Annotated in this window: 9 protein-coding genes and 1 pseudogene; 2 read left to right on the forward strand and 8 right to left on the reverse strand. The window is 68.2% G+C overall.

The annotated features are described in order from the left end of the window. The 5 genes and pseudogenes from AOZ53_RS21670 to ggt form a co-directional block, all read right to left on the reverse strand. Positions 1-1,730: dipeptide ABC transporter ATP-binding protein (locus AOZ53_RS21670; RefSeq protein ID WP_156333473.1), on the reverse strand; the 1,730-nt coding region annotated here is incomplete at its 3' end. A gap of 14 nt (positions 1,731-1,744) precedes the next feature. Next, positions 1,745-2,623, reverse strand: coding sequence for a nickel transporter permease (nikC, locus tag AOZ53_RS21675; RefSeq protein WP_054432012.1), 879 nt, complete (start codon positions 2,621-2,623; stop codon positions 1,745-1,747). After that, on the reverse strand, positions 2,620-3,564 hold the full coding sequence (locus tag AOZ53_RS21680; protein WP_054432013.1) for an ABC transporter permease: 945 nt from the start codon (positions 3,562-3,564) through the stop codon (positions 2,620-2,622). Before AOZ53_RS21680 ends, nikC begins: the two co-directional genes overlap by 4 nt. Before the next feature lie 75 nt (positions 3,565-3,639). Then, a pseudogene (locus AOZ53_RS21685) lies at positions 3,640-5,147 on the reverse strand (ABC transporter substrate-binding protein). A 34-nt stretch (positions 5,148-5,181) separates the two neighbouring features. Further along, complete coding sequence (ggt, locus tag AOZ53_RS21690) at positions 5,182-6,810, reverse strand: gamma-glutamyltransferase (protein ID WP_054432015.1); 1,629 nt, start codon at positions 6,808-6,810, stop codon at positions 5,182-5,184. Positions 6,811-6,915: 105 nt separating this feature from the next. Here ggt and AOZ53_RS21695 point away from each other — a divergent pair, with 105 nt between their 5' ends. After that, on the forward strand, positions 6,916-7,818 hold the full coding sequence (locus AOZ53_RS21695; RefSeq protein ID WP_054432016.1) for a LysR family transcriptional regulator: 903 nt from the start codon (positions 6,916-6,918) through the stop codon (positions 7,816-7,818). Between the two features lie 105 nt (positions 7,819-7,923). Here the strand turns inward: AOZ53_RS21695 and AOZ53_RS21700 are convergent, their stop codons facing one another. The 3 genes from AOZ53_RS21700 to AOZ53_RS33695 are packed head-to-tail and all read right to left on the reverse strand — an operon-like array spanning position 7,924 to position 12,331. Beyond that, positions 7,924-10,104, reverse strand: coding sequence for a phosphocholine-specific phospholipase C (locus AOZ53_RS21700; RefSeq protein ID WP_054478991.1), 2,181 nt, complete (start codon positions 10,102-10,104; stop codon positions 7,924-7,926). 37 nt (positions 10,105-10,141) lie between these two features. Continuing rightward, a complete protein-coding gene (locus AOZ53_RS34780) occupies positions 10,142-10,315 on the reverse strand; it encodes a hypothetical protein (RefSeq protein WP_180180154.1) in 174 nt (57 codons plus the stop codon). Between the two features lie 21 nt (positions 10,316-10,336). Beyond that, positions 10,337-12,331 carry an alkaline phosphatase family protein gene (locus AOZ53_RS33695; RefSeq protein WP_082385728.1) on the reverse strand — a complete coding sequence of 665 codons (1,995 nt, stop codon included), beginning with the start codon at positions 12,329-12,331 and terminating at the stop codon, positions 10,337-10,339. Between the two features lie 263 nt (positions 12,332-12,594). Here AOZ53_RS33695 and AOZ53_RS21710 point away from each other — a divergent pair, with 263 nt between their 5' ends. Further along, the gene (locus AOZ53_RS21710; protein WP_054432018.1) at positions 12,595-13,041 is read left to right on the forward strand and encodes a general secretion pathway protein GspC; all 447 of its coding nucleotides are present in this window, start codon (positions 12,595-12,597) and stop codon (positions 13,039-13,041) included. The last annotated feature ends 33 nt before the right edge of the window (positions 13,042-13,074 follow it).

A 13,074-nucleotide genomic window follows, 5' to 3' on the forward strand; every position in this document is an offset into this window, starting at 1 on the left:
CGGTGGCGGCGCTGCGGATCGGCGATCGGCACCGCCGCCATCAGCTTCCTGGTGTATGGATGCTGCGGGTTCTCGAAGATGGCGCGGCGCGGGCCGATCTCGACGATCTGGCCCAGGTACATCACCGCCACGCGATGGCTGACCCGTTCGACCACGGCCATGTCGTGCGAGATGAACAGGAACGACACGCCCAGCTCGCGTTGCAGGTCCAGCAGCAGGTTGACGATCTGCGCCTGGATCGACACGTCCAGCGCCGACACGGATTCGTCGGCGATCACCACCTTGGGATTGAGCGCCAGGGCCCGCGCGATGCAGATGCGCTGGCGCTGGCCGCCGGAGAACTCGTGCGGATAGCGGTCGATCATCTCGGGCACGAGACCGCACTTGTCCATCAGCCAGCGCACCCGTTCCTGCGCCTTGGCGCCGCTGGCGACGCGGTGGATCAGCAGCGGCTCCATGATGGAGTAGCCGACCGTCATGCGCGGGTCGAGCGAGGCGAACGGATCCTGGAAGATGAACTGGATGTGCCGGCGCAGCGTCTGCATGGCGCTGCCGCGCAGCGCGCCGATGTTCTGGCCGTCGAATTCGATCGAGCCGCCGCGGCTCTTGACCAACTGCAGCAGCGAGCGGCCGGTGGTGGTCTTGCCGCAGCCGGACTCGCCCACCAGCGACAGCGTCTCGCCTGGATACAGGTCGAAGCTGACCTTCTCCACGGCGTGCACGCGCTTCTGCACGCGGCCGAGGATGCCGCCGGTGATGTCGAAGGTGGTGGTCAGGTCGCGCACCTTCAGCACCGGGCCGTTCTCGCGGCGCACGGTGGACGGCGCCGCCATGGCGGGCTCGGCGGGCGCGCCAGGGCGCGCCGCGTCCTCGACCTTGAGCAGCGGGAACGGGGCCGGCTCGTCGGTGCCGTGCATGGCGCCCAGGCGCGGCACGGCCGACAGCAAGGCGCGGGTGTAGGCATGCTGCGGCCGCGCGAAGACTTCGTCGGAACCGCCCTCCTCGACCTTGTCGCCGCGGTACATGACCAGCACCCGGTCGGCCACTTCGGCCACCACGCCCATGTCGTGGGTGATGAAGATCACGCCCATGTCCATTTCTTCCTGCAACTGACGGATCAGCTGCAGGATCTGGGCCTGGATGGTGACGTCCAGCGCCGTGGTGGGCTCGTCGGCGATCAGCAGTTGCGGCTTGCAGGACAGCGCCATGGCGATCATGACGCGCTGGCGCATGCCGCCGGACAATTGGTGCGGATAGCGGTCGAGGATGGCGCGGGCCTCGGGGATGCGCACCCGTTCGAGCATGCGCAGCGTCTCGGCGCGCGCCGCGGCCGCGTCCAGCCCCTGGTGCAGTTGCAGCGCTTCGGCGATCTGGTTGCCGGCCGTGAAGCTCGGGTTGAGCGAGGTCATCGGCTCCTGGAAGATCATGGCCACGTCGGCGCCGCGCACGCGTTGCAGCGTGCTGTCGGGCGCGTTGACCAGGTCCAGCACCTCGCCGTTGCGCCGGCGCAGCTGCATGCCGCCGTTGACGATGCGGCCGCCGCCGTACTCCACCAGGCGCATCAGCGCCAGCGAGGTGACCGACTTGCCCGAGCCGGATTCGCCGACGATCGCCAGCGTCTCGCCCCGATCGACGTGGAACGACACGTTGCGCACCGCTTCGACGACGCGGTCCGGAGTCTTGAAGCGCACGGTCAGGTCGTTGACCTGGACGACGCGTTTGGGATCCATAGTTGCCATGATGATTACTTGTCCTGACGGGGATCCAGCGCGTCGCGCAGCCCGTCGCCCAGCAGATTGAAGCCCAGCACCACCAGGAAAATGGCCGATCCGGGGAAGATCGACATCCAGGGCGCCTGGGTCATGAAGTTCTTGGCCGTGTTCAGCATCGAGCCCCACGACGGGTTGGGCGGCTGCAGGCCCAGGCCCAGGAACGACAGGCTGGCCTCGGCGATGATGGCCGTGGCGATGGTGATGGTGGCCTGCACGATCAGCGGCGGCATCACGTTGGGGAACACGTGGCGGCAGATGATGCGCAGGTCCGAGGCGCCGAGCGCGCGGGCGCTCTGCACGTAGTCCTCGCTCTTGACGGCCAGCACCTGCCCGCGCGTGAGCCGCACGAACTTGGGCGCGGCCGACACGCCGATGGCGATCATGGCGTTGGTCAGGCTGGGCCCGAGGAAGGCGGCCAGCGCGATGGCCAGGATCAGGAACGGGATCGCCAGCAGCGCCTCGGTGGCGCGCGAGATGCAGCTGTCGGTCCAGCCGCCGAAGTAGCCGGCGGCCAGGCCGAAGGGCACGCCCACCACCAGCGCGATCAGCACCGACACCAGGCCGGCCATGAGCGAGGCGCGCGCGCCATAGACCATGCGGCTGAAGATGTCGCGGCCGAGCTCGTCGGTGCCCAGCCAGTAGGACGCCGACGGCGCCTTGCGGATGGTGGTGAAGCTGGTCTGGAACGGATCGTGGTTGGCGATCAGCGGCGCCAGCAGCGCCAGCAGCACGAAGAACAGCACGATCCCCAGGCCCAGCATGGCGACGTGATTGCGTTTGAACTTGCCCCAGGCGCGGTTGCGGCTGCGGGGCGGCGTGACGGCAGCGGCCGTTGCGGGAATGGCGCTCATGCGTGCCTCAGGCGGGGGTTGACCAGGATGTAGAGGATGTCGGCCAGCAGGTTCATCAGGATGAAGCCCACCGCGACGCAGAGCACCACGCCCTGCACCACCGCGTAGTCGCGCGTGAAGACTGCGTCGACCACCAGCTTGCCGAAGCCCGGAATGGTGAAGACCTGCTCGGTCAGCACCGCGCCCGCCAGCAATTCGCCGAACAGCAGCGTCACCAGGGTGACGATCGGCATCAGTGCATTGCGCAGCGCGTGCCGCAGCACCACGCGGCGCGGCGACACGCCCTTGGCGCGGGCGGTGCGCACGTAGTCGGCCGACAGCGCCTCGAGCATGGCCGACCGGGTGTGGCGCATGAGGTAGGCGGCGATCGCGGTGGACAGCACCAGCGACGGCATCAGCATGGTCTTGATCGACAGCCAGAAGTCCTCGGCCGGCGAGACGTAACCCGAGGCCGGCAGCAGCTTCCATTGCACCGACACCACCATGATGAGGATGATGCCGAGCCAGAAATTGGGGATCGACATGCCCGACAGCGCGGCGATGTTGGCCCCCATCTCGACCGGCTTGCCCTTGCGCACGGCGGCGACGATGCCCATGGGAATGCCCACCAGCAGCGCGAAGAACATGGCCATCGCCGCCAGCTGCAAGGTCACCGGCAGCTTCTGGGCGATCAGCGTGGTCACCGGCACGTCGGTGCGCAGCGACTTGCCCAGGTCGCCCTGCAGCACCTGGCCGGCCCAGGCCGCGTACTGCATCGGCAGCGGGTCGTTGAGGCGGTATTTGTCGCGCAGGTAGTCGAGCACGGCGGGATCGCGCTCTTCGCCGGCCAGGGTCAGCACCGGATCGCCGGGCAGGATTTTCTGCAGCATGAAGACGATCATCGACACCAGTATCAGGGTCGGTATCGCGACGATCATGCGGCGCAAGATGAGTTTAAGCATGTGGAAAAACCGTAGAAAACAAAAGGCCACGCGCGCGTGGCCGGCGGGCGCGGCGGCGAACCGCCGCGCACCGATTTACTTCTGCGCGAACGTCACGCCCTTCAGGCGGATCATGCCGTCCGGGTACGGCACGAAGCCCTTGACCTTCTTGGCCAGCGCGAACGGCCACGGCTGGTAGTAGTTGTAGATGCCGGGCAGTTCGTCCTGGATGATGGTCTGCGCCTGGTCGTAGATGGCGCGGCGCTTGGTTTCATCCGGCACCGTGCGGGCCTCGTTGAGCAGCTTGTCCACTTCCGGGTTGCAGTAGTGGCCGTCGTTGAGCGCGCCCTTGCAGGTCACGAAGGTATGGATGTTGCCGTCCGGATCGACCCGGCCCGACCAGCCCAGCATCACCACCTGGAAGTTGCCGCCGGCCGATTCCTTCTGCAGGGCGGCGTATTCGGTGGGCCGCAGCGACAGGTCGAAGCCGGCCTCGGAGGCCATGGCCTGGACCATCTCGGCCACCGACGAGGTGGTGGTGTTGTTGCCGAACATGACCTCGGCCTTGACGCGGTCGAAGCCGGCCTGCTTGAGCAGCGCGCGCGCCTTGGCCACGTCGCGCTTGGTCACGGGGAACTTGTCGCTGTGGTAGGGGCTGGCGGGCGGGAACGGCTGCTGCGCCGGTTCGAAGATGCCGCCGCCGGCCACTTCGTTGATGGCGTTGCGGTCGATGGCGAGCTGGAACGCCTGGCGCACCAGCTTGTTCTTGAACGGGTTGTCCTCGGCGCGCTTGCCGTTGCCGACGTTGAACATGAACTGCTGGAAGCCCAGGCCGGCCACCGGCGCGAAGGTCAGGCTGGCGTCGTTCTTGACCTGCGGCGCGTCGGACGGGTTCAGGCGCTCGAGCAGGTCCAGGTCGCCGGCGCGCAGATTCGACAGGCGCACGGTGGTGTCCGGGATCGGCAGGAAGGTGATGCGCTTGAAGGCGTAGTCCTTGGCGTCGTAGTACTGGTCGAATTTCTCCAGCACGACGCGGTCGTTCTGGATGCGCTCGACGAACTTGTACGGACCCGAGCAGATCGGCTTGCGGCCGACCGCGGCGACGTCGGGGTCGGCGAACGACTTGGGCGACAGCATCATGCCGGCGCGGTCGGACAGCTGCGCCAGCAGCGTGGCGTCGGGCTGCTTGAGCGTCAGCACCAGCGTGGTGGCGTCGGGCGCGTCGACCTTGTCGACCGAGCCCAGCTCGCCCTTGCGCAGGCTGTCGGGCAGCGTCATGGCGCGTTCCAGGTTGGCCTTGGCGGCCGCGGCGTCGAACTTGGTGCCGTCATGGAACAGCGCGTCGCCTTGAAGGTCAGCACCTTGTTGTCCGGGCTGAACGACCACGAAGTGGCCAGTTGCGGCACGAAGTGCAGCTTGGGATCGATGTCCACCAGCTTGTCGCACAGCGAGGTAAAGACGATGCGGCCGACGTAGGTGCGCGCGCGGTGCGGGTCCAGCACGTCCGGATCTTCCTGCAGGCCGATGCGGATGTTCTGGGCGCAAGCGGCGCCGGCGGCCAGCGCCAGCAAGCCGGCGCCGAAGGTCATGGTCAAGCGTTTCATTGTGTTTATTCCCCTTGTGGCTGCAATGCGCAGGTCAGAAGCCCACGGCCTGGCCGTCGCGCCGGCTGTCGCTGGCGGCGACGTAGCCGAGCTCGTTGTCGCTTTCGGACATGCGCCAGATGAATTGTCCGGCGCCGAAGTCCATGTACGGGTCGTCCACGGATTTCAAAGCATGCCCGAGGTCTTTCAGGCCCGCAATAGTGGAAGCCTTCATATTGGTCTCGATATCCAGCGAGAAATCGCGGTTGACCTTCCAGCGCGGGGCGCAGCAGGCGGCCTGCGGATTCTGGTGGTAGTCGACCATGCGGATCACGGTCTGCAGGTGGCCCTGCGGCTGCATGTCGCCGCCCATCACGCCGAAGCTCATGACCGGCTTGCCGCCGCGCGTCAGGAAGCCCGGGATGATGGTGTGGAACGGCCGCTTGCCGCCCTCGACCACGTTGGCCGACTTGGGATCCATCGAGAAGCCGACGCCGCGGTTCTGCAGGCTGATGCCGGTGCCCGGCACCACCACGCCCGAGCCGAAGCCCATGTAATTGGACTGGATGAACGAAATCATCATGCCGTTCTCGTCGGCGGCGGTCAGGTAGACGGTGCCGCCGGCGGCCGGACGGCCGGCGCCGAAATGGGTGGCGCCGTCCAGGCGGATCAACTTGGCGCGGCTGTCCAGGTAGTCGTCCGACAGCATCTGCTCGGGCGTGACTTCCATCGAGCGCGGGTCGGCCACGTACTTGTACAGGTCGGCGAAGGCCAGCTTCATGGCCTCGATCTGCACGTGTTGCGATTGCACCGAATCGACCGGCATGTCGGCGATGTTGAAGCGCTCGACGATGCCCAGCGCGATCAGCGCGGCGATGCCCTGCCCGTTCGGCGGGATCTCGTGCAGCTCGTAGCCGCGGTAGGACCGCGAGATCGGCTTGACCCACTCCGGGCGGTAGGCGCGCAGGTCTTCCAGCGTCATGGCGGCGCCGCATTCCTGGCTGAAGGCGGCGATGCGCTCGGCCAGCTCGCCTTCGTAGAAATCACGGCCCTTGGAGGCGGCGATGCGGCGCAGCGTGTTGGCCGCGTCCGGGAAGCGAAAGTGCTCGCCGACCTTGGGCGCGCGGCCCTCGGGCATGAAGGCCTGGGCATAGCCCGGCTGGTTGCTCAGTTCATTGGCGGCGGCGGCCCACTTGTGCGCCACCACCGGCGGCACGGCATAGCCGCGCTCGGCGATCTCGATGGCCGGCTCGAACAGTTGCTCGAACGGCAGCTTGCCGAGCTTGTCGTGCAGCGCGGCCCAGCCGGCGACCACGCCGGGCACCGTCACCGCGTCCCAGCCGCGCTTGGGCTGGATCGCCAGGCCGTCGGCGCCGACGCCGTACTTGCGCTTGAAGTATTCGACATTCCAGGCGGCCGGGGCCACGCCGGAGGAATTCAGGCCATGCAGTTCCTGGCCGTCCCAGACGATGGCGAAACAGTCGCCGCCCAGGCCGCAGGAGACCGGCTCGACCAGCACGATGGCGGCGGCCGCGGCGATGGCGGCGTCGACCGCGTTGCCGCCCTTGAGCAGCATGCGCAGGCCGGCCTGGGCCGCCAGCGGGTGCGAGGTGGACACCACGTTGCGCGCGAACAGCGGGATGCGGATGGAGGGATACGGGTTGACCCAGTCGAAGGATTTCATGGCGCCTGTCTCATATAGGTAAGCAGGCGAAGGTACTCCCGTGATCTAATTAAATCAATTTGATTTTTTGTTCAGTCATAAAAGAAATTTTTGTGAATTGACCCCATGAGCACCATCCGATTCCTGCGCACTTTCCTGGCCGTCGCCCACCATGGTTCGTTCTCCGAGGCGGCCGAGCAGGTGGCCCTGACGCAGGCCGCCGTCAGCTTCCAGATGCGCTCGCTGGAGGCCGAGCTGGGGCGCGAGCTGTTCGACCGCAGCGGACGGCTGGCCATTCTCAACGCCGCCGGCCGGGAATTACTTCCGGAAATCAAGCACTTGCTGGATTTATATGACCGTATGCGGCTGCCGCGCACGGTGCCGGGCGAGCTGGCCGGATCGGTCTCGGTGGGCAGCATCGTGTCCTGCATGGGGACGCTGTCCAAGGTGGTGTCGGGCATGAAGAAATCGCACCCCAAGCTGGACGTGCGCATCCTGTCCGGCAAGGCCAGCGAGCTGGCCGGCAAGGTCGAGGACGGCGAACTGGACGCGGCCTTCCTGGTGGAGGCGGGCCGCAAGATGGCCAGCACCCGCTGGACCCCGCTGTATGAGGAGCCGCTGGTGGTGATCGCCCCGCCCTCGGCCGCCGGCCGCGACGCCCGCCAGGTGCTGGCGGGCAATCCATTCCTGCGCTTTGACCGCACCCAGCGCACCGGTCTGCAGATCGACCGGCTGCTGCGGCGCCTGGCGGTGCCGCTGGACGAATTCCTGGAACTGAACGCGATCGAGACCCTGGTCGAACTGGTGCGCCAGGAAGTCGGGGTGACCCTGCTGCCGCTCATCAACGGCTCGAACTGGAGCGACAGCCCGCAGTTGCGCATCTTGCCGCTGCCCGGCGACCTGGGGCCGGCGGCGCGCGCCATCGGCATGCTGGAACGGCGCGAACACGCCCGCCAGGGCATCACGACCGCCATCTGCGACGCCTGCGCCGCCGCGTTCCGGGCGCGCGAGCCGCAGGCCATCCCGTAACCGGCGCGCCACACGCAACAACGCCCCGGCTCGCCCCCCGGGCAGGAGCGAGGCGGGGCGTTGCGCCCGGCGCGGCCGCTGCCGGCCGCGCCGCGGGTGGCGCGCTTACAGGCCCATCGCCGGATCGGTGACCGACGGCTTGCCCGTCTCCACCCGGCCGGCGAAGCGGCGGATGTAGGCCGGATCCTCGTTCAGGCGCGCGGTGAAGTCGAACCAGGCGCCGCTGGCCTTGAGCGACCACGACTGCTCGACCTGGCTGCCCGCCGGCACCGTCAACGTCCACTTCTCATTGTTGGTGTAGTAGGCGTTGGGCGTGATGACGAAGGTGCAGGCCTTCTTGCCGCTGTTGATGAAGCTGGTGTAGACGTCGCCGTTGGCGATGTCGTAGCAGACGCGGATTTCCGCGCCCAGCTCCTCGGTGCGGGCCAGCGCCAGGTCGCCGGCGAAGTGGCGCAGGTAGCCGTTCGGCCCCATCACCCACAGGTCGTACTTGCCGCCGTCGGCGGCCGCATCCCAGCTGCCTTCGAGCTGCTTGCCGGGCTCGACCGCGTAGCGGCGCGGCAGGCGGTCCAGGTGCAGGCGGTCGTAGACGTGGAACACCGCGGCGGCGCTGCCGGTGTTGGCGAACACCAGCCACATGGCGCTGGTGCCCGGCTGGGCGCGGCCGCTGGTGTGCAGTTCGTAGGGCAGCGCGCGCGAGTAGCGCACGCCGGTTTCCTGCTTCGGCTTGACCTGGGTGGCGGTGTCCGGCAGCGGCACCTGCGCCAGGGCCTGCTGGTCGGCGCGGGTCTGGTCGGCCTGGGCCTTGGTCAGCAGCGTCAGGTCGGGCAGTTGCTCGTTGTTGGGCGTGGCGAAGTTGAAGGCCGAGGTCAGGTCGCCCAGCACCGCGCGGCGATAGGCGCTGATGTTCTTTTCAGCCACGCCGAAACGCGCTTCCAGGAAACGCAGCACCGAGGTGTGGTCGAAGGCCTGCGAATTGACCCAGCCGCCGCGGCTCCAGGGCGAGACGATGTACATCGGCACGCGCGGGCCGGGGCCGTAGACGCGGTTGTCGGCCGCGTCCTGCAGCGACGGCTTGATGTGGCGCTCCAGGTCGGTGTTGATGGTGGAGGCGCCCGCCATCGAACCGTCCGGGTTGAGCGACGGCGCGGCCGGCGACGGCACGTGGTCGAAGAAGCCGTCGTTCTCGTCGAAGTTGACCAGCAGCACGGTCTTGCTCCAGACGTCCGGATTGGCCGTCAGGGCGTTGAGCGTTTCCTGGATGTACCAGGCGCCCTGCACCGGGCTCGACGGGCCGGGGTGCTCCGAATAGGCCGCGGGCGCCACGATCCACGACACCTGCGGCAGCGAGCCGTTCAGCACGTCGTCGCGGAAGCCTTGCAGCAGGCCGTTATCGCTGGCCATGGTGTTGGCCACGCCCTTGTACAGCGGATTGGTGGCGTCGGCCGCGGGCGTCCAGGCCGGCGGGCTGGGGTTGCCGGCGGTGGGGTCGTTGCCGGACAACTCATAGGCCTTGCGGAACTGGCGGAAACCGGCCAGCGGGTTGTCGGTGAAGTTGTCGGGCAGGTTCTGGTAGACCTTCCAGCTCACGCCGGCTTCCTGCAGGCGCTCGGGGTAGGTCTTCCAGGTCCAGCCGATGGTGGACGCGCCCAGGCCGTCCCACTGGTTGCGGGTCGAGGGGCCGTTGCCCTGCGCCAGCGGATCGTTGGTGCCGGTCCAGTGGAACAGGCGGTTGGTGTTGGTGCCGCCGTGCGAGGCACAGTGGTAGGCGTCGCACAGCGTGAAGGCTTCGGCCAGCGCGTACTGGAAGCCGAGTTCCTGGCGCGTGTAGTAGCCCATCGACTGGTTCTGCTTGTAGCGCGGCCATTGGTACAGGCGGCCGCCGTCCCAGGCGTTCTGGGCGTCGAGATAGTCGTGCGGGGTGCCGGACACGCGCTGGGCGTTGCCCTTGGTGCTGTCCAGGTGATACGGCAGCACCACGCGGGTGCCGTTGGTCTGTTCCCAGACCGAGCGGTTCTGGGGCAGCGGCACCGTGATGCGGTCGCCGAAGCCGCGCACGCCCTTGAACGAGCCGAAGTACATGTCGAACGAGCGGTTCTCCTGCATCAGGATGACCACGTGCTCGACGTCATTGATCGTGCCGGTGCGGTTGTTGGCGGGGATGGCCAGCGCGCGGCGGATGGCCGGCGGGAACATCGACAAGGCGGTCAGGCCGGCGCCGGAGGCGGCGGCGTTGCGCAGGAAGCGGCGCTTGCCGGCGTGGATCGGGTCTTTATGGGACGTCACGGATGCGATTCCTTGAATGCTGAAAAATGGCGCGGGCTCAGGGCGCGCAACGCAGGAGAGGCTTGGCCGGCTGGGTCGGCGTGTCGGGCTGGTTGCCAGGGTTGCTGTCGTCGTCGTCCTTGTCGCCGCCGCAGGCGGTCAAGGTGGCGGCCACCATCAGCACGGCGCCCAGGCGCAGGAAGGCGCGCAGGATCGGGGAAGCGGTATTCATGTCGTATCTATCCTCGGGACATCAGGGAAACAATTCGGAAACGGACTTGCCGGACAGGGCCAGCGACTTGACCTCGGTTTCGGTCAGGGCGCGCGACCAGAAGGCCAGGTCGTCGAAGTACATGGTGTAGGGGCCCTTGGTGCCGGCGCAGCACACGCCGTAGGTCCCCTTGCCGTCCTCGTTCAGGCCCAGGTGCGGGCCGAACACGCCGGCGATCTGGGCGAAGTTGACGGTGCCGGTGGAAATCGAGCGGCTGAACCAGCCCATTTCCGTGTCGTAGACATAGGCGGCCATGGTCTTGGCGGTCTTGTCGATGACCATCGCCACGTAGACCGGCTTGTTGGGCGTGAACTTGACGCCGTTGATGTCGACGCGGGTGCCGCCGGCCAGGTTGAAGCGCAGCTCGGGGCCGGCCCACTGGGCGATGGTGATGCCGGGGTTGCCGCCGGAGTTGTAGTCCTTGTTGCCCAGGATGGAACGGTCGTTGGCGGTGCCGTCGGACTGGTACCAGAAGCCGATGGTGAACGCCGTGACGCTGTCGAGCAGGCCGGCCGGGTAATCCAGCTTGAAGGCGCCGGTCGGATCGCCCGAACGCTCGTTCTGGAACATCTTGCCGAACACGCCGCGGTCGGTGAACACCGGCGCCTGGACGCCGTCGTACGGCGTGATGGCGCCGCCGCCCGCGGCCTTGTCGGTCAGGTTGCCCTCGAACGGGAACAGCATCGTCAGACCGGTGCGCAGCGCCGGCAGCAGCGGCACCGGCGCGGTGTAGACCACGGTGGCGCGCACCGAGGTCACGGCATTGCCGACCGAGATGGCGTAGTTCAGTTCATGCAGCCCTTCGGTGGTGAACGTGAAGCCCGTATCGACGTAGTCGGTGGCGGTGCCCGGCAGGCGCGCGATCTCCTTGCCGTCGCGGGTGATCACGATCTCGCCGGTGGGCGTGCCGACGCGGGTCCAGTTCAGCGACACGCTCTTGTTGTCCATCGAGGTGCGGCTGGACGCGCGGCGCAACGCCACCGCCTCGAACAGGGAGGCGCCCGCCAGGTCATATTGGCCGGCGGCCGGCAGCGCGCCCAGGTGCGCCAGGATGGTGGGCGCGGCGTCGGCGCCGCTGGGCAGGCCGTACCAGGCGGCGTTCCAGGCGCCGTCGAACGAGGCGTCGTCGGCGCTGCCGCCCAGCATCTGCGGGCGATTCATGGCCAGCAGCGTGGTCTTGTTGGGCGACAGCGGCAGGCCGTCGCTGGCGCCGGTGCGGTCCAGGCCATGGCTGGACGCCACGACCACCAGCCAGTTCTCGTCCGGATGGGCGGTGCGGCGATCGGCCACTTGCGCCAGCAACGCGCCGAGCGCGGCGTCGGTCTGGCGCAGGGTCGCCTGGTAGCCGGCGCCGAAGCCGCCGCTCGCGGCGGCGCGTTCGGCGGCGCCGAACTGCGCCACCACCACGTCGTATCCTTCGGTGATGCGGTCGCGCGCCTGGCTGGCGACGCAATCGTCGACGCCGGCACAGTCCGTCAGGCTCTGCAGGAAGCCCGCGTCGCGGTCGTTGCCGTTCAGGCTGGCCAGCAGCGACGAGTTGAAGGCCGCCGCGGTGCGCGCGGCGGGCTTGGCCGTCTTGACGCGCTGGAACAGCGTCGGCGTCTTGGGCGCCTGGCCCTGCGCGTTGCTGCGCACGCCGTGCTGGTCGGCCCATTGGCCGGTCAGCAGCGTGGCCCAGCCGGGCGCCGACAGCGTCGGCTGCTGCGTCACCGCGCCGGTGACGCCGCCGGTCCACGAGCGGGTCACCGTCAGTTGCGCCAGGTTGGGCAGGGACTTGTCCGCCACGCCCTGGCGATAGGCGTCATAGGTCAGGCCGTCGACGCCGATGAACAACACCTTGGTGGCCGAGCCGCCGCCTGGCTGTACCGCGGGCGGCGTCGCCGGCGTGTCGTCATCGCTCTTGTCGCCGCCGCAGCCGGCCAACGCGCCCAGGGTCGCCAACGCGACGCCCCAGCGCTTCCACTTCAATACCTGCATGTTCTTTCCCTTTCGAAACCCGCTTTGTAGGTGGCCCACATAGTGGCGTCGCAAGGTGAACGACCGATGAAGCAAAGAAAGGAATCGTTGATCGACGGATCAGCTTTTTTTTCGAGTGCGATACAGACGGCAACAAAGGCGGGGGCCGGCAAGCCGGCCTCCGCGGACCGCCGATGCGCTTTCGCGGACTTGTCACGATCGGCTGTTAGAGTCGGGCGCATCCGTGGCGCTTGCGCGTCCATTCTCTTTCCGCCGTTTCATTCATGCCTTTGTCCCTGCGCCTGTCCCCGCCCGCCGCCCCCGCGATGTTCCGCGCCCTTGCCATATTGGCGCTGGCGGCCGGCGTGGGCGTCTGGGGCGCCGTGCTGCTCGCCCCCAAGCCCCCCGCCCTGCCCGCCGCCGTGTCGGCGCCCGCCCCGCGCGCGGCCGACAACATGCCGGTGGCGCTGTGGTTCGGCCGCGATGAAGTGCTGCGCACGCAGATCAGCGTGCTCGGCGTGATCGCCGCCGGCACGGACGGCGCCGCGGTGTTCAGCATCGACGGCGGCCCGCCCGTGGCCTGGCGCGTCGGCGACGAAGTCGCGCCCGGCATCGTGCTCAAGGAAGTCGGCGCCGATGCCGTCACGGTCGAGCAAGGCGGCCGCGCCAGCCGGCTGGCCACGCCCGCCTCGCCGGCGCCGGAGGGCGGCATCGCCAGCGCCGCCAAGTGATCCGGCGCGCCTCATATTGCTGTCATATTTCAT

The organism is Achromobacter sp. 2789STDY5608621 (assembly GCF_001299375.1).
GTDB classification, from domain to species: Bacteria; Pseudomonadota; Gammaproteobacteria; order Burkholderiales; family Burkholderiaceae_B; genus Achromobacter; species Achromobacter insuavis.

What these genes read in the sequence shown, in the direction of transcription:
- AOZ53_RS33695 (WP_082385728.1), bottom strand. Translation starts at nt 12,331, where the DNA reads ATGCAGGTATTGAAGTGGAAGCGCTGGGGCGTCGCGTTGGCGACCCTG.
- AOZ53_RS21710 (WP_054432018.1), top strand. Translation starts at nt 12,595, where the DNA reads ATGCCTTTGTCCCTGCGCCTGTCCCCGCCCGCCGCCCCCGCGATGTTC.
- AOZ53_RS21695 (WP_054432016.1), top strand. Translation starts at nt 6,916, where the DNA reads ATGAGCACCATCCGATTCCTGCGCACTTTCCTGGCCGTCGCCCACCAT.
- AOZ53_RS34780 (WP_180180154.1), bottom strand. Translation starts at nt 10,315, where the DNA reads ATGAATACCGCTTCCCCGATCCTGCGCGCCTTCCTGCGCCTGGGCGCC.
- nikC (WP_054432012.1), bottom strand. Translation starts at nt 2,623, where the DNA reads ATGAGCGCCATTCCCGCAACGGCCGCTGCCGTCACGCCGCCCCGCAGC.
- ggt (WP_054432015.1), bottom strand. Translation starts at nt 6,810, where the DNA reads ATGAAATCCTTCGACTGGGTCAACCCGTATCCCTCCATCCGCATCCCG.
- AOZ53_RS21680 (WP_054432013.1), bottom strand. Translation starts at nt 3,564, where the DNA reads ATGCTTAAACTCATCTTGCGCCGCATGATCGTCGCGATACCGACCCTG.